Raw genomic sequence first — 21081 nt, 5'->3', positions numbered from 1 at the left:
ACTCCTATTCTTCAACTGAAGTTGCTTCAGTCGTTTGATGTTCATATCCCATTGATTTTGCTTTTTCAATTACATCTTCAATTGGTCCAACACCACGGAAAGCATCTTCTGGAAGATCATCCAGTTGTCCATCTAAGATTTGTTTAAATCCAGATACTGTATCAGCAACTGATACGTATGAACCTTTTACACCAGTAAATTGTTCAGCAACGTGGAAGTTTTGTGATAAGAAGAACTGAATCTTACGTGCACGTTGCACGATTAGTTTTTCTTCATCAGATAATTCATCCATACCTAAAACAGAAATAATATCTTGTAATTCGCGGTAACGTTGTAAGATATGTTGAACTTCTGTAGCCACTTCGTAGTGTTCTTGACCAATAGTTTCTGGATCTAACGCATTAGATGAAGATTCTAGTGGGTCAACAGCAGGGTAAATCCCTTGTTCTACTAAACGACGTTCTAGGTTAGTTGTTGCATCCAAGTGAGCAAACGTTGTTGCAGGAGCAGGGTCAGTGTAGTCATCAGCAGGAACGTAGATAGCTTGAATAGATGTGATTGATCCATTCTTAGTTGATGTGATACGTTCTTGAAGTTGACCCATTTCAGTAGCAAGAGTTGGTTGGTAACCAACAGCTGAAGGCATACGACCTAGTAAGGCAGAAACCTCTGAACCAGCTTGTGTAAATCTAAAGATATTATCGATAAATAGTAGCACATCTTGACCTTCAACATCACGGAAGTATTCCGCAATTGTTAGCCCTGTTAGCGCAACACGCATACGAGCTCCAGGTGGTTCGTTCATTTGACCAAACACCATGGCTGTTTTTTCTAGAACACCGGATTCTTTCATTTCAAAGTACAAGTCGTTACCTTCACGTGTACGTTCTCCAACACCAGTAAAGACTGAAATACCACCGTGTTCTTCAGCAATATTATGGATTAATTCTTGGATTAAAACAGTTTTACCAACACCGGCACCACCGAATAACCCAACTTTACCACCACGAGTATATGGGGCAAGTAAATCGATAACCTTAATACCAGTTTCTAAAATTTCGCTACCAGTACTTAAATCATCATATTTTGGTGCATCTTTGTGAATTCCTTCACGTTTGAAATCAGCAGGGAATTCTTCCCCACCGTCAATTGTTTGACCTAAAACATTAAAGACACGTCCTAGAGTTTCTTTACCAACAGGCACAGAAATCGGAGATTTTGTATCTTCAACGATCATTCCACGTTGCAAACCATCAGTTGATTCCATGGAGATTGTTCTTAAAACACCATCACCAAGTTCAAGGGCAACTTCAAGAATGATTGAGTCGTTATCGTTTTTAGTTACTTTTAAAGCGTTATTGATATCGGGCAGATCATTATCTAATGGAAAGGCCACGTCAACAACGGGTCCAATAACTTGGACAATTTTACCTTGACTCAAACTGTCAACCTCCTTTTTATTCTTGTGCGGCTGCACCACCGACGATTTCGGTGATTTCAGTCGTAATTTGAGCTTGACGCGCACGGTTTAACTGGGTTGTTAAATCCGAAACAACGCTATCAGCATTTTTAGATGCATTTTGCATCGCTGTCATAGAACTAGCATGTTCAGCGGTTTTGGAGTCTAAAATAGCACCGTAAATCATACCTTGCGCAAACTGAGGTAGTATTCTATCTAACACTGCTTCAGTTGACGGTTCAGTAATAAATTGGGCTTTAGGTCCTTCGTGAACAGCGTCTTGGACATCAATATCAGAAATAGGTAACATTTTTTCAGTTCTAAATTCTGACGAAATTGTATTAACATGGTGAGTATAACAAACGTAAAGTTCATCATACACGCCATCCATATACATGTTTACAGCAGTTGACACAATCTCGCGAGATTCTTCAAAAGTCGGTACATCACTAATTCCACGATATTCGTAAACTAAGTTCATGCCTTGTTTTTTGAAGAAATCCGCACCAACGCCACCAACAGCTAAGATTTCAGCTTCGCGGCCTTCTTCTTCAGCTTTTTTAGCTAGTGACATCATTTGTTTAATTGCTGTACTGTTGTATGAACCAACTAATCCACGATCTCCGGTAATTACCAAGTAACCAGTCTTTTTAACTGGACGATGGCTAATCAAATCACTCATATCACTATTATGAAATAGTGACGCATAATCAAAGTTTTCATCATCAACTACACTACTTGAACTAACACCTAGTTCATTCGTAATACGTGATGCCATCAAATGCGCAACTGTATTATATAACATGTCTTGATAGTGCATGTAGCTTTGATTAATCTTTTCAGTTTGATTTAATTTAACACCTGAAACCATTTGCATAGCTGTCGTAATTTGACCAGTTTTGTTAATTGAACTAATTTTTCGCTTTAGTTCAAGTGTTGAGTCAGCCATCTATATTCCTCCCTCTTATTTTGATGTAAAACCATCAACAAAGTCGGAAATTGCTTGATTTAGTTCATCAAGGTTTTCTGGTAAATCTCCTGTTTTTTCAATTTGTTCTAGAATTGAAGCATGGTTACTATCGAAGTAATCAAATAGTTGTGCTTCAAATTCTAAAATTTGGTCAACTTCTACTTTATCTAAGTAACCTTTTGTCAAGGCATACAGAATTAAAGCTTCTTTTTCCATTGGAATAGGTTTGTGAAGTGGTTGTTTTAAGATTTCAACTGTACGACGACCACGGTTCAATTTAGCTTGAGTAGCTGAATCCAAATCAGATCCAAATTGAGCAAAAGATTCTAACTCACGATATGAAGCAAGATCCACACGAAGTGTACCTGATACTTTCTTCATCGCTTTTGTTTGTGCTGAACCCCCAACACGAGAAACAGATTCCCCAGCGTTAATAGCAGGACGAGTTCCGGCAAAGAATAAGTCACTTTCCAAGAAAATTTGACCATCAGTGATGGAAATTACGTTAGTTGGAATATAAGCAGAAATATCACCGGCTTGAGTTTGGATAATTGGTAAAGCAGTCATTGAACCGCCTCCCATTTCATCACTCAACTTAGCAGAACGTTCTAGTAAACGTGAGTGTAAGTAGAAAACGTCACCAGGGTAAGCTTCACGACCAGGTGGACGACGAAGTAGCAAGGAAATTTCACGGTATGAAGCAGCTTGTTTTGACAAGTCATCAAACACGATTAAAACGTGTTTACCGTTATACATGAATTCCTCACCCATAGCAGAACCTGCATAAGGTGCAATATAAAGTAGTGGTGCTGGTTCACTAGGACCCGCTTCCACAACAATTGTATAATCCATTGCACCATATTTTTTCAATGATTCTACTTGTCTTCTAACAGTTGATTCTTTTTGACCAATAGCAACATAGATACAAACAACATCTTTACCTTTTTGGTTCAAGATTGTATCAATAGCAATAGATGTTTTACCTGTTTGTCTGTCCCCGATAATCAACTCACGTTGACCACGTCCAATTGGCACTAGCGAATCAATCGCTTTTAAACCTGTTTGCATTGGTTCTGAAACAGATTGACGTTGCATAACGCCAGGTGCTTGTCCTTCAATAGGTCTAGTCTTAGATGTTTTGATTTCACCTTGACCATCTACGGGTTGTCCTAATGGGTTAACAACACGTCCAATTAGTTCTTCACCAACTGGCACTTCCATGATTTTACCTGTACGTTTAACTTGGTCACCTTCACGAATATCAGCATATGATCCTAAGATAATAATACCAACATCATTTGTTTCCAAGTTTTGAGCAATACCGTATGAACCATTAGAAAATTCAAGTAGTTCACTACTTAACGCGTTATCAAGCCCATGAGCACGAGCAATTCCGTCACCAATATAGGTTACTGTACCAACTTCATCAACTACTAATTTATCTTGGTAGTTTTCTAGTTGCTTTTTAATTAATGCACTAATTTCTTCAGCCTTAATGCTCAATGGGGTCACCTCTTTTTATCTTTATTTTTGTAACGATTGTTTAACTCTTTTTAGTTTTGTTTGAACTGAACCGTCAATAACTTGTCCTTGAGCTTCAACGATTACCCCACCAATAAGTGATGGATCGATTTCATTTTCAAACTCAAAAGATTTTAAGCCAAATTTCTTAGCATAAGCTTTTGATAAGTTTGCTTTTTGTTCATCATCTAAAGCTACCACGCTGGTTACTTTTCCAGTTGCTTTTTGGTAGTACGCATTGTAGTACTCGTTAAAAGCATCAATAATAAACTCAATTTTATCAAATCGTTTGTAATCTTGAATCAGACTTAAAAAGTCTTGGATGTTTTGACTAAATGGTTGTGAAAATGTTGTAAGCAGTTCATGTTTTTCGGAATCAGTTAATCTTGGATCGGTTAAAACTGAACCAAGTTCTGGATTCTCTTTAACTAATTGCATTACTACGGACAGTTCTTCAAAATCTGTGTCTAATGTCTTTCTTTCAAGAGATAACTCATAAAAAGCTTTGGCATATCTTTGACCGATTGTTTTATTATCCAATTTCATTAGTCATCCAGCCCCTTAATATAATTGTTAATCAAATCTTTTTGATCGTCGGCTGTCAAATTCTTTTGAATAAGTTTTGAAGAAATTGCCACTGCAATATCTGCAATATCAGCTTGAGCACTATTTAAAGCGTCAGTTTTTGACTTCTTAGCTTCTTGTAAAGCGTTAGTTTTAATAACTTTTGCTTCATTGTTTGCTTCATCAAGCATTTGTTGCTGTGTTGCTTTCCCATGAGCTTTAGCATTTGAAACAATTTCAAGTGCTTCACTTCGTGAGTTTTTCAAAGCATCTTCACGCTCTTGCGCAAGGCTTTGCGCTTTTTGTTTAGAAGCCGCAGCATTGTCCAAATCGTTTGAGATTTGAGAACGACGCTTTTCTAACATATTGTTAATTGGTTCCCAAGCAAAATGTTTGATGAGGAGCATTAAAACAACAAACATAACAAAGTATAAAATAACGTCACCTAGCTCAAGTGATGAAAGTTTCAATCCGGTTAATGGATGTAGACTCATTTATCTGCTCCTTTCTTTGTCAGGTTTTGACTCACTAATACTTATACTAACCTTTAAATACGAATAGGATTAGAAGTGAGATAACGATTGACAAGATAGGAACTGATTCAACTAGCGCAACCCCAACGAACATTGTACTTCTTAATGAACCTGAGTTTTCTGGTTGGCGAGCCATTCCTTCGATTGTTTTTGAAATAAGTAGACCGTTACCGATACCACCACCAAGGGCAGCTAGTCCGGCAGCTAAAGCAGCAGCTAATAATTGCATAGATAAATCCTCCATATATTTTATATATACTGATATATATTATTCTTTTTCGATTTTATGTGATATGTAAACCATTGACAATGTCACAAAAACATAGGCCTGAATTGCACCTATAAAAACAGAAAATCCTTGCCATAGTAGCGTCAAGGGCATTGCGACAACGTATGTTAATGCTCCGTTACTTTGGGCAAGCTGTCCAATTAATCCTAGGACAATTTCACCTGCATAAATATTACCGTATAAACGTAGAGCAAGTGTTAAAAAGTTACTAAACTCTTCAAATATATTTAATGGTAAAAGAAATGAAACCGGTTTTGTGTAGTTCTTCAAATAGCCACCAAAACCTTGTTTTTCAATACCATAATAAAAGGCCATTAGCAATACAAATGTTGCTAGAGTCATCGTAATTAACGGACTCGATGTTGGCGATTTAATTAAAACATATTCTCCAAATTTAGGTTCTAAAAATAATCCCAATTGGTTTGAGAAGAAGATGAAAAGAAATAGAACAAATGAGAATAAGTAGAATTTCTTTCCTTCTTCACCGGGTATTGATTGTTTCACAATACTATTTGTAAACTCAATGATTCTTTCAAGCACGTTTTGCTTTCTTGTTGGTCTAAGCTGTGCTTTTCGAGCCAAAAGATATACAAATAAAAAGACCATGATACAGACAATCAACCCTGAAATAATGTTCGTGAGATTAAAATTTAGTCCCATGAACTGAACAACAACCGGTTTTTCGCCCACTTCGTGACCTCCCCTCTAAAAATAAAATCTTATATAAATCTTTAAAAAGACAATCAAATGATACCACCACATGTTCGAAAAGACAAAACAAAAAAGACACTTTTTTAAAATATTTCCTAATTTGTCTATTAATTTAGGAAAATATTTAAAATAAAGAGACCTACCTCTTTGAGTAAGTCTCTATTTTGTCCCGAACAGACGGTCTCCGGCATCCCCTAGTCCTGGGAAAATATAACCGCTATCAGTCAATTCAGTATCTAACGATGCTGCGTAAATATCAACATCAGGATGTTCTTTTTGAATAGCCTCAACACCTTGAGGAGAAGCTACTAAAACAACTAAACGAATATTGGTTGCGCCACGCTTTTTAAGGGCGTCAATTGCCATATTAGCAGAACCACCTGTTGCAAGCATTGGATCCACAACAAATAACTCACGTTTGTCAATATCTGCAGGTAGTTTGACAAAGTATTCATGAGGTTGCAATGTCTTTTCATCACGGTACATCCCAATATGTCCAATCTTGGCTGCTGGGATTAATTCTAAAACACCATCAACCATTCCAAGACCAGCTCTTAAAATTGGAATAACAGCTAGTTTTTTACCAGCTAATACTTTTTGCATTGATTTCCCCATTGGTGTTTCGATTTCGATACTTTCCATAGGTAAGTCACGCGTAATTTCGTAAACCATCAACTCTGCTATTTCATTAGCAATTGATCTAAAATCTTTGGTCCCTGTGTTTTTATCACGAATCATTGTTAATTTGTGTTGAATTAACGGATGATCTAAAACTGTAAATTTACTCATCTTAAAAAAGACTCCTTTTAATACTTATTTTACTTAAAAGTCCAAAGGAAATTGACTCGTTAAAGCCAGCACTTGCTCTTTAACTTCAGCTAGCTTTTCTTCATTATCGAAGTTTTCAATTGCCTTCAAAATTAAGTGTGCTACTTCTTTAACTTCTTTTTCTTTGAACCCTCTTGTTGTAACTGCGGGTGTTCCTAAACGAATCCCACTTGTTTTGAATGGACCATTTTGGTCATTCATAATTTGATTCTTGTTCAATGTAATTAAAACAGTATCAAGTAGATCTTGAATTTCTCGTCCATTATGACCTGTTTTCAAAATATCTAATAGTAGAAGATGATTATCAGTTGTTCCTGACACAATTCTAACTTGGTCACTCTCTTTGAAGACTTCAGCCATTGCTTTCGCATTTTTGATTACTTGTTTTGAGTATTCTTTAAAGGCTGGTTGCATCGCTTCATGAAGTGCAACTGCTTTACCAGCAATAACATGTTCCAACGGTCCACCTTGATTTCCAGGGAAAACTGCTGAATTAATTGCTTTAGCATACGCTTCTTTAGCTAAAATCAAGCCACCACGAGGTCCTCTCAATGTTTTATGTGTAGTTGTTGTCACAACATCAGCATAAGAAACTGGATTTTGATGAAGGCCACTTGCAACTAATCCAGCGATATGTGCCATATCAACCATTAATTTAGCATCAACTTCATCAGCAATTTCTTTGAATTTTTTGAAATCAATTGAACGACTATAAGCTGAAGCACCCGCAACAATTAACTTAGGTTTAACTTCAAGTGCAGCTTCGCGAATTTTATCGTAATCTAGCACTTCTGTTTCAGGGTCTAAACCATAGCTGTAAAAGTGGTAAGTACGACCGCTAAAGTTCACTGGTGAACCATGTGTTAAGTGTCCGCCAGCAGACAAGTCCATTGCAAGTACACGATCTCCGTGGTTAAGTAGCGCATAATATGCAGCCATGTTAGCACTGGAACCGGAATGAGGCTGAACATTAGCATATTCAGCTCCAAATAATTCTTTCGCACGGTCAATAGCTAAGTTCTCAACGATATCGACATACTGTGTACCACCGTAGTAACGTTTACCAGGATAGCCTTCAGCATATTTATTAGTTAGGGCACTCCCTTGCGCGTGCATAACACCTTGGGAAACAATGTTTTCAGAGGCAATTAACTCAATATTCTGTCTTTGACGTTCCTCTTCTTTTGCGACTGCATCCCATAACAATGGATCTTGTTGTTTATAATCGGTCATTCCTACATCTCCTCAAATTCTATTTTCAATAAAATCAAGCTTGGTAATGTTGCCCACTGGCTGCCTTATTCAAACGGTTCATATACGCTTGTTCTAAGTCATCACCAGAAAATCCTTGAACAAAAATTTCATTGATATCTTGATTATCATCGAAAAATCTTAAAGCGTCAAACAGTTTATTGGCTGCTTCAGCAACACCCTGCCCTAAAACATAGTGAAAGCGCGGGTTTTGAGGTTTTAATTTTTTTATAATATTTTTTTCAGCTACAAAAGCTGTGTGATTTAAATCTTTCGTTTTAACGATATTTAAAAAATCATCCGCATTATCAACAACATAAACAGATGCACTTGGTGCATAATGACGATATTTCATCCCTGGTGCCTTGGGAATAGCATTATCACTCGGTTTCAAATGATTCATTAAAACTGGCTGATTGAGCACTTCTTGTAATTCTTTTTGGCTAATCTTACCTGGACGCAAAATAACCGGATGTTCAACTGATAAATCGATTACAGTTGATTCAAGTCCAATCTGAGTTTGTCCGCCATCTAAAATTGCAGAAATTTTGCCATTTAAATCGTGATAAACATGTTTAGCTGTTGTTGGACTAGGCTTGGTAGACGTGTTAGCAGATGGTCCAACAATTGGTCGATTAAACTGTGTAATTAAATCAAGCGTTAGCTTACTGTCAGGCATCCTAAAAGCGACTGTTTGAAGTCCGCCTGTTACATGTTGGGGCAGGCTATTAGGCTTAATTGGCAAGATAATAGTCAATGGTCCTGGCCAAAAAGTCTTCATCAACTGAAGCGCTTCTTGTGATAATTCATTAGCATAGGATTTCACCATGTCCATTGAATTAACATGAACGATTAGCGGATTATCACTTGGGCGCCCTTTTGCACGATAAACATTTTGAACGGCTTCGTCGTTTGTCGCATCAGCTCCCAACCCATAAACCGTTTCTGTTGGAAAAGCCACTAATTGGCCTTCGGCTAATAGTTCAACTGCTTGATTAATCTGTTCTTTTGTCAAAATTTTAGTTTCCATACTACTGTTTAACTCCTCTCACCATTCGTGGATAACCCGCTAAATCATTTTTAAATGTGATGTCATAATTAGGCAAATAATGACTCAACAAGGCTTGTAACGCTTCTTTTTGCTCATACCCAAACTCTAAGTAAAAAGCCCCGTTTTTGTTTAGGTAATTATCAACTTGCTTAGCAAACTTACGATAAAAATCTAGCCCATCAACTCCAGCAAATAACGCAATTTCGGGCTCATTGTTTAAAACAGTCTCATCCATAACAGCTTTTTCAGTTGTTTTAATGTAAGGGGGATTTGACACAATGACATCAAATCGACCTTCAATTGCTTCAAATAAGTCACTTTTAATCGTCTTAATCTTACAATCATAATGCTCAAAATTAGCTTTAGCAATTGCTAGCGCTTCTTTTGAAATATCACTAGCCTTGATTTCCCAAGAAGTTGGTAGTTCTTGCCTTAAAACCAAACTGATTGCACCAGATCCTGTCCCAATATCTAACAGTTTTCCCGTTGATTGTGCTTTATAATCCGAAGTCACAAAAGCCACGAGTTCTTCTGTTTCATATCGCGGAATTAACACATCAGAAGTCACAGTTAGCTTTCGCCCATAAAAATAACTGTACCCTAAAATATATTGTGGTGATTGTCCTTGAACAAGCTGATTAATATCTGCTTTAAATTGTTGATATTGAGCGGTTGATAAAACTGTTTCTTGGTTTATTTTTAGTTGCGTAGGCGAATAATCCAAACGTTCACCTAATAAAAAAGCAATGTCTTCTGGATAACTCCCAGCTTCTATTACTTGAGGAGTTGCCCAGTCAATTGCTTCTTTTATTATCGGATTAGTCATTTTGTAACTGCTCCAATTTTTCTGTTTGATCATAAACGATTAAGGCATCAACAATTTCACCTAAATCGCCATTCATTACACGATCAAGTTTGTTTAAAGATAATCCAATACGGTGATCAGTCACACGGTTTTGAGGGAAGTTATAAGTTCTGATACGTTCTGAACGATCACCTGTCCCCACAGCAGATTTTCTTTCAGCATCATACGCTTCTTGGTTTTGGCTTTCGTAGAAGTCATAAATACGTGCTTTCAAAATCTTCATTGCTTTTTCTCTATTTTGTTGTTGTGAACGTTGATCTTGCATAGCCACAACAATTCCTGTAGGCAAGTGAGTCAAACGAACAGCAGATGAGGTTTTGTTAATATGTTGTCCACCAGCACCACTCGCACGGTAAACATCGGTACGAATGTCTTTTGGATCAACATCAATTTCAACCTCATCATATTCTGGCATAACAGCAACTGTTGAAGTTGAAGTGTGAACACGCCCTTGAGATTCAGTTGAAGGGACACGTTGTACACGGTGCGCACCATTTTCATATTTTAATTTTGAGAAAACATTCTCACCATTAATCATAAAGGCAACTTGCTTGTAGCCACCCACTTCTGTTTCAACTTCATCAATTAATTCAATTGACCATTTTTGACTTTCAGCATACTTTTGGTACATATGGAAAAGATCTTTTGCAAATAGAGAAGCTTCATCTCCACCTGCTGCCCCTCTAATTTCCATGATAATGTTTTTGTCATCATTAGGGTCTTTAGGTAGCATCAAAATGGTTAGATTTTCTTCAAGTTCTTTCTTTTCGTCTGAAAGTTCACTTAATTCAGCCTTAGCTAGTTCTGTGATCTCAGCATCACTATCATCTCTAATCAATTCTTCATTATCAGCAATCGCTTCTGTAACCTCTTGATAACGCTTGAATTTAGAAACAATTTCACGAAGACTTGCTTCTTCTTTGGTGATTTCCATGTAACGTTTAGTATCGTTAATTACTTCTGGATCAGACATCATTTCTTGTAATTCTTCATAACGGCTTACAAAAACCATAATTTGTTCGATTATTTTATCCATAATAATTCCTTTCTTAAATCGGCATATTTTGATAGTGAACACGACATACTGGATAGTAAGATTCGTTGCCCCCTATTTTAATTTGTTGACCTTCATAAACCGGTTTGCCATCTTCTACTCGCACAACCATTGTTGCTTTTTTGCGACAGAACCAACAAATTGTTTTCATTTCTTCAATTTTATCAGCATATAGTAATAAATAATAGCTTCCCGTAAATAACTCGTTTCTAAAATCATTTTTTAGTCCAAAAGCCATAACAGGTATACCTAACTTATCTACTATTTTAGCACACTGTAAAATATGATTTTTACCCAAAAACTGTGCTTCATCAATTAATACGCAAGCCGCATCCGGATTGGTACTCTTGACTTTTTCATAGATATCCATGTTTTCATCAATTGCAATAGCGGGACGGCTAATACCAATACGTGATGAAATCACACCAACGCCAGCACGATCATCCATCGCACTTGTTAGCAAAATTACTGATTTATTTTGTTCCTCATAATTGTGAGCAACCTTTAGTATTTCAATCGTTTTACCGCTGTTCATTGACCCATATTTAAAAAATAATTGTGCCACATTATCACCCTACTTTGTACTTTTTCACAATTTAACAGTATAACGGAATTTCAGCAAAAAATCATAAAAAATTGTAATGTCATATCCACCTTCATTGAGATTATGGTATATTTAAACTTAACGTACGCGCAAAAAGGGAGACTGATTATGAGCCTGAGATCACAATTTGCAGTAACTAGCGGTAAGTTAAGTTACTGGTTCTTAAACAACTTTAGAAATGGTGGGACTTCCCTTCCAGGAAAGATTGCCTACAAACTCGATCCGACCGTTCTTAAAAGTTTAGCTAAAAATTATCAAACAATCATTGTTACGGGTACAAATGGTAAAACTATGACCACAGCATTGATTGTTAAAACATTCGAACAACAATTTGATAACGTCTTAACTAACCAATCTGGGTCCAATATGATTCAAGGGATTACAAGTTCATTCTTATCCTATAAATCAAAAAAATCAAACCAAAAACCGATTGCTATCTTGGAAGTAGATGAAGCTAACGTTGCTGAAGTTACACGTTGGACTAACCCAAAAGCATTCGTATTGACTAATATTTTCCGAGATCAAATGGATCGTTATGGCGAAATTTATACAACTTATGAAAAAATACTTGAAGGTATTCGCTTAGCTCCAAATGCGACAGTTATTGCTAACGGTGATGCTAGTATCTTTAATTCTAAGCCACTACCTAACAAATTCGTTTATTATGGCGTGGATTCTGATAAACAACAAACGCCTTTTAAAGCACCAGTCAATACAGATGGTGTGTTGTGTCCAAAATGTCAGCATATCCTACTGTACCATTCAATGACTTATGCTAATTTAGGTGACTACTTCTGTCCCAACTGTGACTTCAAAAAACCAGAACTAACTTATAAGGTCACACAAATTAATGACTTAACAACTCAAAGTTCTGATTTCAAAATCGAACAAACGCCTTTCCACCTTAATATTGGTGGTCAATATAATATCTATAATGCACTCGCTGCTTTTGCAACAGCCAGAGAATTTGGTATTGGGGAGTCAGATATCAAAAAAGCATTTGACTTGAATAAGCGTGTTTTTGGTCGACAAGAAATGATTCACTTCAATGATAAAGTGGCCAACTTAATTCTAGTAAAGAATCCTGTTGGTTTAAATGAAATTATTGAATTAATTCAGCGTGAACAAGATCCGTTCACACTGGTTACTATCTTAAATGCTAATTATGCCGATGGAATTGATACCAGTTGGATTTGGGACGGCGATTATGAGAAATTTGCTAACCAAAACATCCAACAAGTGATTGTCAGTGGACATCGTCATCAGGACATGGCCTTTAGATTACAAATTGCTAACCTACCACTTGAAAAAACAGTCGTAGTCCCTGAGATAGCTAATCTTATTGAGGCTTTAGAAAAAGCCCCTACTAAAAAAATATACATCTTATCTACTTACACAGGAGTTTTAGAATTCCGTAAGTATTTAGCTGATAAAGGCATTATAAAAGCAGGACTTAATTAAAAGTCCTGCTTTATTTATTCTCATCTAAAAAAGTCTCGATAATTAACTCTCTTGCTGCAAGAAAAGCTTGATTATTAGAATTTGGGTGTACACGATTAGTTAAGACAACTAATCCTGTTTGTTTCCGACGATCTATTATCATAAAAGTTCCTGTAAAACCTGTATGGTACAGTAGTGGATAATTTGATTTTGGATCATCTAACAAATCCCAACCATAGCTTCTTGGCTTCAAGCTACTGGGAGTCTTACGACCAAACAACAAGTTAATCGTCTGATTATCCAGTAATTGATTAGGTGTCACTCCAGTTAAATACTTTACAAATTTTGTTAAATCATACAACGGCGAAAATAAACCACTAGACCCACATTGTTCTTGCAAAATCCTAGCTTTTGGATCGTGAACAATACCTTGAAGTAGACCTGTTCCTGGGATGTAGTTTGTTGGAACCGTCTTTTCTTTAACTGGATTAAAACTCGTGTAATTTAACTGCAATGGTTTTAACACTTCTGCTGTAATCACTTCTTGAATTGGTTTTTGATAAATTTTCTCAATGATTAAGCCCAGCAAAATAAAATTAGTATCTGAATAAACAACTTTTTGATTAAAGTCTTCTGTCACAGGTAAATTCAAAATTGCTTCTATTAATGCTTGTTTTGACAGTTGGTCTCGATTAGGAATATAACCTTTTATTCCCGAAGTATGTGTCAATAAATGAGAAATTCTAACCGGCGTCCCTTTGAAAGATGTCAAGTAGTCCCCTATTGGCTCTGTAAAATTCAATCGGCCCTCTTGATACAACTTCAAAAAGATAGTCGTTGTGCCAATTACCTTTGTTAGTGATGCAATATCATATTGCATCAAAGGTGTTAACTGCTTCTTTTTAGGAATCCATTGTGAATATCCTAAAGTTCCAGCAGTTACTTGTTTTTGATCTATAATCGCAAAATTAAGACCAGGTACAATCTTATCATGATACAATTTTTCAAGTTGTACCTGCGTATTATAAAACTTCTCCATTAGTCTACCCTTAAGTCTTTTACGTCTGACGCATTGACGACTTTAACTGTCCAATCACCGTCTCGATAATCTAAAACTGAAACGGATCCATTCTTTAAGAATCCTTTAGGTAAGGCATTGGGGTCAACCAAATAGATTAGCATACTTAATACTAGTGCGTGTGCCACAATTAAAACATTACCTTCATGGTCTGTCATTTCAGCAATAATTTTCTTCATTTGTTCTACTACACGCTGTTTAAGTAATTCAAAGTTTTCAGCCTGTTTCGTTTGATCGAGATTATATAAGTTGTTCAACAAGGCAACCAAAAAATCAGGATCTTGATGCATTCGGTAGGTTTGACGCAAACCATGCTGCCTAATTACTGTCCAATAAGCCTTGACGGCCGAAGACCCCTCTAAGTTTCCAAAATAAAACTCACGTAGTCCTGAACGATAAGTAAAGTCAAACTTTTGGTGGTTGTATCTTCTAATAATCTCACCTGTTTGCTTTACCCGGCCACTATCACTACTATAAGCCTTCAAAAAAGGAACATCAGCAATAAGCTCACCAGCTTTGGCTGCTTGCTTTTTCCCTTTATCAGTTAAGGATGAATCCATCACACCTTGTAATTTTCTTTCAGCATTTAATTGCGTTTGACCATGTCTAATTAAGTAAAAAGTCAAATGCGTCATTTATTTCACCGCTCTTTCACGTCGCTATCTTATATATCCAGCCTAAACATCCTATATGTAAAATGCAATCATTATTTAAAATATTAAACGTCTTTTACAAAAAATAGAACCATTCACTTGATTTTATGAAACCATAGGAATACAATAAGCACTGTTGAAAGCAATATTGCCCGTTGGTCAAATGGTTAAGACGCCACTTTCTCAAAGTGGAATCATGGGTTCAATTCCCATACGGGTGATTACTGGGATATAGCCAAATTGGTAAGGCACTGGACTCTGAATCCATAATCTGAAGGTTCGAACCCTTCTATCCCAATCAAACAAAAAACACCGACAATATTGTCGGTGTTTTTTTATTTTACTAATTGTCTTTTTACTAATTCTTCTGCAATTTGGACTGTATTCCATGCTGCACCTTTTAGTAAATTATCAGACACAATCCACATATTAAACGCACCTGGATTTTCTTTATCCGGTCTAATGCGTCCAACAAACGTTTCACGTTTACCCTCAGCGGTTAATGGCTGTGGATATAACTGTTCTGCCGGATTGTCTTCAACAACTACACCCGGACTGTGGCTTAGTAGTTCTTTGATTTCGTCTGCGGTCACATCTTTATTATCCATTTCAAAGTAAACAGATTCACCATGTCCAATAACTACTGGTACACGCACACAAGTTGCCGTTACTTTTAATTCAGTATCATTCATATCATTTTTCATGATTTTTTTAGTTTCATGAATCATTTTCCACTCTTCGTGTGAGTAGCCGTCTTCTTCAAAGACATCAATCTGTGGTAACAAATTGAAAGCTAATGGGAAGTGTTTTTGATCTGATTTAACAGGCATAATATCAGCTGACATTTCTTCACCCTTAACATAAGCTTTAACTTGCTCGATTAATTCATCAATAGCAGCTTGACCAGAACCTGAAGCGGCTTGATATGTAGAAGTAATAATTTGTTTTAAGCCGAATTTTCTTCTAATTGGCTCTAAAGCTACCATCATTTGAATTGTTGAACAGTTAGGATTTGCAATAATACCATGATGATTTTTGAGTTGGTCTGCATTAACTTCTGGTACAACCAACGGTACATCTTCATCCATTCTAAAAGCACTTGTGTTATCGACACAGACTGCACCACGCTTAACGGCTTCAGGTAGCAATTCTTTTGATACTGCACCACCTGCAGATGCTAAAACAATATCAACACCCTCAAATGATTCTGGTTTTGCTTCTTGAATTTCAACAGGTTGTCCCTTGAATGTCACGGTTTTCCCTGCTGATCGTTTTGAAGCAAGCGGTTTTAGTGATGACACCTTAATCTCGCTTTTTTCTAATTGCTCAATAATTCTTGTTCCAACGGCTCCTGTCGCTCCTAAAATCGCAACATGGTATCCTTGTTCACTCATTGTTAATTAATCCCCTTTGATTGTAAAAATTCAGCTATATTTTTAACGGCTTGCTGTAAGTCTAACATAGATGCTGCATATGAAATACGTAAGTAACCTTCACCACCGTCTCCAAAGACATAACCTGGCATTGTTCCTACTTTTGCCTCATATGCTAAATCTAATCCAAACTGTTTGTCATCATTTTGATAAGCCTTTGGTACTTTAACGAATAAATAAAAAGCACCTTCTGGATTGGTTACTTCAAACCCTAAGTCAACTAAAGACTGATACAAAAAGTCTCGTCTATCTTGATAAGCTTGTCTCATTTTAGGTGGTTCATCTTGCGCATTTTCTAGCGCTTCTAATGCTGCGTATTGTGCTGGATTAGAAGCTGATGTAACCATCAGTCCATGTAGTTTAGTCAATAATGACATAAATTCTTGTGGTCCTGCCACATAACCAATTCGATAACCTGTCATAGCGTGTGACTTTGAAACACCATTAATCAAAATTGTTCTTTCTGGTAACAATTCTGCAATTGAAACGTGTTTACTTGTGTAGGTTAACTCATTATAAATTTCGTCAGATATAACAAATAGATCATACTTTCTAATCACATCTGCTAATTCAGCAAGTTCTTCTCGACTATAGGTTACGCCAGTTGGATTGCCAGGATAATTCAACAGAACAGCTTTAATACTTGAATCATTTTTAGCATATTTTTCTAATACAGCTGGCGTTAATTTGAATCCTTCATTTGCCGTATTAACCATGACACACTCAGCTTGAGCTAATTCCGTTACTGGAAAATAAAGTGGGAATGTCGGAGTTGGGATAACAATTTTTTCACCCGCATTTAACATTGTCGTTAAAGCAGCAAATATAGCTTCAGTTGCGCCGACCGTGACTACAATTTCTGATTCAGCATCATATTGCAGGTTATATTTTTTTAGATAACTCGCGATTGCTTGTCGTAATGGCAAAATTCCAGGCGTTGCAGAATAATGAGAATGGTTTTCTTCAATACTTGAAATAGCTGCTTTCTTTACCGTATCAGGAACATTAAAATCGGGCTCCCCAATTGTTAATTTAATTAATCCTGGTATTTTAGAGATTTCATTGTTGAACTGTCCTATTGCAGGTGCAGCAATCCCTTCTAGATGATGATTTAAGTTAGCAGCTAAACTTGAACTTAATTTAGGCATAAGGTTACCCCCCTTTTTTTCTTATAGAATATTTTCTAAACCAACAGTAATTTCAGTCAAGTTCATGACCTCTTTAATAGCTAGTCTGACACCTGTCATAAATGATTGACGGTCAAATGAATCTTGACGAATAGTTAGCGCTTCACCTGGTGCGCCGAATAAAACTTGTTCGTGTGCAACGTAGCCTGGCAATCTAACAGAATGAATTTTCATTCCTTCGTAATCACCACCACGTGACCCTGGTAGCGTTTCTTTTTCATTTTCAGCGCCTTGAACATGAGCTTGTCGCTCTTGACTAATCATTTCGGCTGTCTTAATAGCAGTACCTGACGGTGCATCTTTTTTGTTAGGATGATGCATTTCAATAATTTCTACATCTGGAAAGTAGGCAGCAGCTTCTTTAGCAAACTTCATTAATAATACAGCCGACATCCCAAAGTTAGGTGCAATCAAACCACCTAATCCATTCTTTTGAGCTAAGTCATTTAAATTATCAATTTGTTCAGCTGTTAATCCTGTTGTTCCAACAACAGGTCGCATCCCTTTCTTGATAGCAAATTGAATATTATCATTAACCACATCTGGCAATGTAAAATCAACCCACACATCAGCCTCACAGTTAATTTCTTCTAATTGACTATAGACTTGCGTACTATCAGGCAAGTGATAATCAGCAGGTGACTGATGAGCAGCACTTGGCGCAAATACGCCGGCTAGCTCAACGCCCTCGGTTTCTAAAACCATATTAATGGTGTTTTTACCCATTTCTCCAGTAAATCCTGCAACAAATACTTTAATCAATTACTGACATCTCCTTTGATAATTCTTTTGTTAAGGCATCTCTTGATAACCCTAATTTCAACGCTAAATTTTCTTTTTCTGCTTCATCTAACGGTACCATTGGTAAGCGACAACCACCCACACTGAATCCTTGTTGATTCAAGATTGCTTTTACAGGTGTTGGTGAAGGATACATAAAGCATGCTTGCATCTTTGGTAATAAGCGACGTTGAATTGTTCCGGCTAATTTAACATCTCCCGCTTCTAACGCATGGTACATCGCTGACATATCACTGCCATAAATGTGAGATGTAACCGAAATAACACCTTGAGCTCCTAACACTTTAGCAGCTAGCGCTTGATTGTCTTCACCCGTATAAACTAAAAATTCAGGTAGTGTTTCAACTAATTCTGCCAAATCTTCCAATGGTCCACATTGTTTAACACCAATAATATTTTGATGTTGCGCAAGTTCAATAACTGATTCATTTTCTAAGTAAACACCGGTTCTTCCAGGAATATTATAGATAATAATAGGAAGTGCTGTTTGATTAGCTACCATTTCAAAGTGTGCGCGAATACCCCTTTGACTAGGTTTTGTGTAATAAGGAACAACGACTAATGCTGCATCAATTCCATCAATTTGTTGAACTTTTTGAGTAAACTCAATCGTTTGTTGTGTATTATTACTCCCTGTTCCTGCCACAACTGGAACACGACCCTTAACCATCTTGACAAATTTTTGATAAAGCTCAATTTTTTCATCGTGTGTTAAAGTGGCTGTCTCACCTGTTGTTCCACCTATAACAAATCCTTCTGATCCATTTTCAAGTAAATGTTCAGTTAACGTTTCTAGTGCATCAAAATCAATTTGGTCATTTTGATCAAATGGGGTAATAATCGCTGTTAAAATAGTCGCATTAGTTAACATGTTAAATCCTTCTTCCTATTATATTATTATCTAGACATTCTCCAATTCAGAAAACTGATGATATTTTCTGGTGCTGTTTTTAAGGCTTCTTCATTTGGTGAAAAATATTCTGAATGCAGAGGATGTGAATCATCTACTCCTAGCCAAAACATTGTCCCTGGAATTTTTGAAAGCAAATAACCAAAATCTTCACCCGTCATAGCGGGTGTTGTTTCAACAAAATTCACGTCTTCGCTTTGCGTCATAAATTCAATGAACTGTGCCGTTAATTCATCATCATTTTCAACGGGTAAGTAACCACCTTGATTGAGTGAAACTTCAACATCAGCGTCAAAGCTTTTAGCTGTAAACTCACAAATCGTTCTAATTCGATCATTGATTGACTCTATCATCGTTTGAGTTAATCCACGAACGGTTCCCTGAATTAAAGCTTTGTCAGCAATAACATTTCGAATCGTTCCAGATTCAATTCTTCCAAATGTTAACACACCACTTTCTAGTGGATTAATATTCCTTGAAACAATTGTCTGTAGTTGTGTGATTAAGTAAGCACTAGCCACTACCATGTCATTAGCTGTATGAGGAAACGCTGCATGACCACCTTTTCCTTTGAGTTCAATATCAACTTCGGTCGTTCCAGCAAATAATGTTCCCTGACAACATCCGATTGCACCTGCTTCTAAATCTGGATTATCATGTAATCCATAAAACTCATCTGGACGCCATTTCCCTTCAAAAGCACCTAGTTCATAAGCTATCTTTCCACCATTTTCACTTTCTTCGGCTGGTTGAAAAAAGAATACTAAGTTGTCTTCAGGTGGATTGTCAGCATAATAATTTAAAATACTTAGAGCGACAGTTAAATGAATATCATGACCACACGCATGCATTTTATTTTCGTTCTTAGAAGTAAATTCAAGTCCTGTCTTTTCAGTAACAGGAAGTGCATCCATATCTGCTCGGTAACCAATTGTTCGTTTAGGACGAGTTCCTTTAACATGAACAAGCAAAGCAGTTGGCAATTCTTTTAAATGCTTAAAACTCAAAAAGTCTTGTTTGAAGCCAGCAATAATTTTTTCAATTCTTTGCTTGGTTTCTACTTCTTGTAAAGCAAGTTCTGGATACTGATGAAATTCTCTTCTAATAGCGACTCTTTGCGTCTGTGACAACATTTAACTTTCCCCCTCAAGTTTTTTACATTTTTCTTAATGCTTCTTCAAGTCCTGTTTTTGATTTAGTTTGATCATCAATTTTTTTCAAGACTCTTGCGGGTACGCCCCCAACAACAGTGTACGGTTCAACATCTCTAGTTACGATTGCACCTGCAGCAACAACAGCACCTTTACCAACACGAACGCCCTCAATCACAACGGCATTAGCCCCAATCACAACATCGTCTTCAATCACAACTGGCGTTGCTGATGCTGGCTCAATGACACCCGCTAAAACTGTTCCGGCACCAATGTGAGCATTCTTACCAACAGTTGCACGACCACCTAGGATTACTCCCATATCAATCATCGTACCTTCTCCAATTTCAGCACCAATGTTGATTAAAGCCCCCATCATAATAACAGCGTTATCTCCAATATAAACTTGGTCACGAATGATAGCACCTGGTTCAATACGTGCATTAACTTTCTTCATATCTAATAGTGGCACCGCTGAATTTCTCATGTGGTTTTCAATTTCGTATTCTGTAATTAAAGATTGATTATCAGCTAAGACTTGTTCAACATCAGCCCAGTTACCAAATAATGTTCCTGTTTTTGATTCTACAAAAGCTTTAATTGTGTTTGGAAAATCAATCTCACTTAATTGTCCCTTGATATAAACCTTAACAGGTGTTTGTTTTTCGGCATTTCCAATAAAGTTAATAATTTCTTGTGCGCTTTTTCTTTCCATTATATAGTCTCCT

General features: G+C 36.7%; 22 protein-coding genes and 2 tRNA genes. 3 read left to right on the top strand and 21 right to left on the bottom strand.

Going from position 1 to position 21081, the window contains the following annotated elements; all coding sequences use genetic code 11:
• Window positions 1-4: 4 nt before the first annotated feature.
• The 13 genes from atpD to JNUCC80_RS02235 all read right to left on the bottom strand — a co-directional run bounded on the left by atpD (window position 5) and on the right by JNUCC80_RS02235 (window position 11661).
• Window positions 5-1441, bottom strand: coding sequence for a F0F1 ATP synthase subunit beta (atpD, locus tag JNUCC80_RS02295; protein ID WP_454142960.1), 1437 nt, complete (start codon window positions 1439-1441; stop codon window positions 5-7).
• 16 nt (window positions 1442-1457) lie between these two features.
• Complete coding sequence (locus JNUCC80_RS02290; RefSeq protein ID WP_454142962.1) at window positions 1458-2408, bottom strand: F0F1 ATP synthase subunit gamma; 951 nt, start codon at window positions 2406-2408, stop codon at window positions 1458-1460.
• A gap of 15 nt (window positions 2409-2423) precedes the next feature.
• A complete protein-coding gene (atpA, locus tag JNUCC80_RS02285; protein ID WP_454142964.1) occupies window positions 2424-3932 on the bottom strand; it encodes a F0F1 ATP synthase subunit alpha in 1509 nt (502 codons plus the stop codon).
• A 21-nt stretch (window positions 3933-3953) separates the two neighbouring features.
• Window positions 3954-4496, bottom strand: a complete 543-nt coding sequence (atpH, locus tag JNUCC80_RS02280) for an ATP synthase F1 subunit delta (protein WP_454142966.1) — start codon at window positions 4494-4496, stop codon at window positions 3954-3956.
• The gene (gene atpF / locus JNUCC80_RS02275; RefSeq protein ID WP_454142968.1) at window positions 4496-5008 is read right to left on the bottom strand and encodes a F0F1 ATP synthase subunit B; all 513 of its coding nucleotides are present in this window, start codon (window positions 5006-5008) and stop codon (window positions 4496-4498) included. Before atpF ends, atpH begins: the two co-directional genes overlap by 1 nt.
• 46 nt (window positions 5009-5054) lie before the next feature.
• Window positions 5055-5276 (bottom strand): F0F1 ATP synthase subunit C, encoded by a 222-nt coding sequence (atpE, locus tag JNUCC80_RS02270; protein ID WP_056974883.1) that lies wholly within the window; start codon window positions 5274-5276, stop codon window positions 5055-5057.
• 39 nt (window positions 5277-5315) lie between these two features.
• The gene (atpB, locus tag JNUCC80_RS02265; protein ID WP_454142970.1) at window positions 5316-6026 is read right to left on the bottom strand and encodes a F0F1 ATP synthase subunit A; all 711 of its coding nucleotides are present in this window, start codon (window positions 6024-6026) and stop codon (window positions 5316-5318) included.
• Window positions 6027-6206: 180 nt separating this feature from the next.
• Complete coding sequence (upp, locus tag JNUCC80_RS02260; protein WP_454142972.1) at window positions 6207-6836, bottom strand: uracil phosphoribosyltransferase; 630 nt, start codon at window positions 6834-6836, stop codon at window positions 6207-6209.
• A 33-nt stretch (window positions 6837-6869) separates the two neighbouring features.
• Complete coding sequence (glyA, locus tag JNUCC80_RS02255; protein WP_454153201.1) at window positions 6870-8108, bottom strand: serine hydroxymethyltransferase; 1239 nt, start codon at window positions 8106-8108, stop codon at window positions 6870-6872.
• 34 nt (window positions 8109-8142) lie between these two features.
• Window positions 8143-9156: an L-threonylcarbamoyladenylate synthase gene (locus JNUCC80_RS02250; RefSeq protein ID WP_454153200.1), complete on the bottom strand. Its 1014-nt coding sequence runs from the start codon at window positions 9154-9156 to the stop codon at window positions 8143-8145.
• Window position 9157: 1 nt separating this feature from the next.
• Window positions 9158-10003 (bottom strand): peptide chain release factor N(5)-glutamine methyltransferase, encoded by an 846-nt coding sequence (prmC, locus tag JNUCC80_RS02245; RefSeq protein ID WP_454153199.1) that lies wholly within the window; start codon window positions 10001-10003, stop codon window positions 9158-9160.
• Complete coding sequence (gene prfA, locus JNUCC80_RS02240; RefSeq protein WP_454142980.1) at window positions 9996-11078, bottom strand: peptide chain release factor 1; 1083 nt, start codon at window positions 11076-11078, stop codon at window positions 9996-9998. The genes prmC and prfA overlap by 8 nt, the downstream gene beginning before the upstream one ends.
• 13 nt (window positions 11079-11091) lie before the next feature.
• Complete coding sequence (locus JNUCC80_RS02235) at window positions 11092-11661, bottom strand: thymidine kinase (protein ID WP_454153198.1); 570 nt, start codon at window positions 11659-11661, stop codon at window positions 11092-11094.
• Window positions 11662-11808: 147 nt separating this feature from the next.
• Between JNUCC80_RS02235 and JNUCC80_RS02230 the strand changes: the two genes are divergently transcribed.
• Window positions 11809-13161, top strand: coding sequence for a MurT ligase domain-containing protein (locus tag JNUCC80_RS02230; protein WP_454153197.1), 1353 nt, complete (start codon window positions 11809-11811; stop codon window positions 13159-13161).
• 10 nt (window positions 13162-13171) lie between these two features.
• On the opposite strand, the gene JNUCC80_RS02225 is transcribed toward JNUCC80_RS02230, so the two are convergent.
• Together JNUCC80_RS02225 and JNUCC80_RS02220 are read right to left on the bottom strand one after the other, a co-directional pair.
• Entirely contained in the window at window positions 13172-14179 is a 1008-nt protein-coding gene (locus JNUCC80_RS02225) for a serine hydrolase domain-containing protein (RefSeq protein WP_454153196.1), read from the bottom strand.
• On the bottom strand, window positions 14179-14853 hold the full coding sequence (locus JNUCC80_RS02220) for a histidine phosphatase family protein (RefSeq protein ID WP_454153195.1): 675 nt from the start codon (window positions 14851-14853) through the stop codon (window positions 14179-14181). The genes JNUCC80_RS02225 and JNUCC80_RS02220 overlap by 1 nt, the downstream gene beginning before the upstream one ends.
• 167 nt (window positions 14854-15020) lie before the next feature.
• Here JNUCC80_RS02220 and JNUCC80_RS02215 point away from each other — a divergent pair.
• Window positions 15021-15092, top strand: a tRNA-Glu gene (locus tag JNUCC80_RS02215).
• Window positions 15093-15096: 4 nt separating this feature from the next.
• A tRNA-Gln gene (locus JNUCC80_RS02210) sits at window positions 15097-15169 on the top strand.
• A 37-nt stretch (window positions 15170-15206) separates the two neighbouring features.
• Here the strand turns inward: JNUCC80_RS02210 and JNUCC80_RS02205 are convergent.
• From JNUCC80_RS02205 to dapD, 6 genes are read right to left on the bottom strand one after another with little or no spacing between them, the layout of a single operon-like run.
• Window positions 15207-16265 carry an aspartate-semialdehyde dehydrogenase gene (locus JNUCC80_RS02205; protein WP_454153194.1) on the bottom strand — a complete coding sequence of 353 codons (1059 nt, stop codon included), beginning with the start codon at window positions 16263-16265 and terminating at the stop codon, window positions 15207-15209.
• A gap of 2 nt (window positions 16266-16267) precedes the next feature.
• Window positions 16268-17452 carry an aminotransferase class I/II-fold pyridoxal phosphate-dependent enzyme gene (locus JNUCC80_RS02200; protein ID WP_454153193.1) on the bottom strand — a complete coding sequence of 395 codons (1185 nt, stop codon included), beginning with the start codon at window positions 17450-17452 and terminating at the stop codon, window positions 16268-16270.
• Window positions 17453-17473: 21 nt separating this feature from the next.
• A complete protein-coding gene (gene dapB, locus JNUCC80_RS02195) occupies window positions 17474-18253 on the bottom strand; it encodes a 4-hydroxy-tetrahydrodipicolinate reductase (protein ID WP_454153192.1) in 780 nt (259 codons plus the stop codon).
• Window positions 18246-19163 carry a 4-hydroxy-tetrahydrodipicolinate synthase gene (gene dapA, locus JNUCC80_RS02190; RefSeq protein ID WP_454153191.1) on the bottom strand — a complete coding sequence of 306 codons (918 nt, stop codon included), beginning with the start codon at window positions 19161-19163 and terminating at the stop codon, window positions 18246-18248. The genes dapB and dapA overlap by 8 nt, the downstream gene beginning before the upstream one ends.
• A 26-nt stretch (window positions 19164-19189) precedes the next feature.
• Complete coding sequence (locus tag JNUCC80_RS02185) at window positions 19190-20335, bottom strand: N-acetyldiaminopimelate deacetylase (protein ID WP_454153190.1); 1146 nt, start codon at window positions 20333-20335, stop codon at window positions 19190-19192.
• 22 nt (window positions 20336-20357) lie between these two features.
• On the bottom strand, window positions 20358-21068 hold the full coding sequence (gene dapD, locus JNUCC80_RS02180; protein ID WP_454153189.1) for a 2,3,4,5-tetrahydropyridine-2,6-dicarboxylate N-acetyltransferase: 711 nt from the start codon (window positions 21066-21068) through the stop codon (window positions 20358-20360).
• Window positions 21069-21081: the final 13 nt, after the last annotated feature.

The organism is Holzapfeliella sp. JNUCC 80 (assembly GCF_053667655.1).
Note: the sequence above shows the minus strand (reverse complement) of the source record. Positions and strands in the feature narration are given on the sequence as shown.

What these genes read in the sequence shown, in the direction of transcription:
- JNUCC80_RS02230 (WP_454153197.1), top strand. Translation starts at nt 11,809, where the DNA reads ATGAGCCTGAGATCACAATTTGCAGTAACTAGCGGTAAGTTAAGTTAC.
- JNUCC80_RS02205 (WP_454153194.1), bottom strand. Translation starts at nt 16,265, where the DNA reads ATGAGTGAACAAGGATACCATGTTGCGATTTTAGGAGCGACAGGAGCC.
- atpE (WP_056974883.1), bottom strand. Translation starts at nt 5,276, where the DNA reads ATGCAATTATTAGCTGCTGCTTTAGCTGCCGGACTAGCTGCCCTTGGT.
- dapD (WP_454153189.1), bottom strand. Translation starts at nt 21,068, where the DNA reads ATGGAAAGAAAAAGCGCACAAGAAATTATTAACTTTATTGGAAATGCC.
- atpH (WP_454142966.1), bottom strand. Translation starts at nt 4,496, where the DNA reads ATGAAATTGGATAATAAAACAATCGGTCAAAGATATGCCAAAGCTTTT.
- JNUCC80_RS02290 (WP_454142962.1), bottom strand. Translation starts at nt 2,408, where the DNA reads ATGGCTGACTCAACACTTGAACTAAAGCGAAAAATTAGTTCAATTAAC.
- JNUCC80_RS02185 (WP_454153190.1), bottom strand. Translation starts at nt 20,335, where the DNA reads ATGTTGTCACAGACGCAAAGAGTCGCTATTAGAAGAGAATTTCATCAG.
- JNUCC80_RS02225 (WP_454153196.1), bottom strand. Translation starts at nt 14,179, where the DNA reads ATGGAGAAGTTTTATAATACGCAGGTACAACTTGAAAAATTGTATCAT.
- prmC (WP_454153199.1), bottom strand. Translation starts at nt 10,003, where the DNA reads ATGACTAATCCGATAATAAAAGAAGCAATTGACTGGGCAACTCCTCAA.
- prfA (WP_454142980.1), bottom strand. Translation starts at nt 11,078, where the DNA reads ATGGATAAAATAATCGAACAAATTATGGTTTTTGTAAGCCGTTATGAA.
- JNUCC80_RS02250 (WP_454153200.1), bottom strand. Translation starts at nt 9,156, where the DNA reads ATGGAAACTAAAATTTTGACAAAAGAACAGATTAATCAAGCAGTTGAA.
- JNUCC80_RS02220 (WP_454153195.1), bottom strand. Translation starts at nt 14,853, where the DNA reads ATGACGCATTTGACTTTTTACTTAATTAGACATGGTCAAACGCAATTA.
- glyA (WP_454153201.1), bottom strand. Translation starts at nt 8,108, where the DNA reads ATGACCGATTATAAACAACAAGATCCATTGTTATGGGATGCAGTCGCA.
- dapA (WP_454153191.1), bottom strand. Translation starts at nt 19,163, where the DNA reads ATGTTAACTAATGCGACTATTTTAACAGCGATTATTACCCCATTTGAT.
- atpF (WP_454142968.1), bottom strand. Translation starts at nt 5,008, where the DNA reads ATGAGTCTACATCCATTAACCGGATTGAAACTTTCATCACTTGAGCTA.
- upp (WP_454142972.1), bottom strand. Translation starts at nt 6,836, where the DNA reads ATGAGTAAATTTACAGTTTTAGATCATCCGTTAATTCAACACAAATTA.
- JNUCC80_RS02200 (WP_454153193.1), bottom strand. Translation starts at nt 17,452, where the DNA reads ATGCCTAAATTAAGTTCAAGTTTAGCTGCTAACTTAAATCATCATCTA.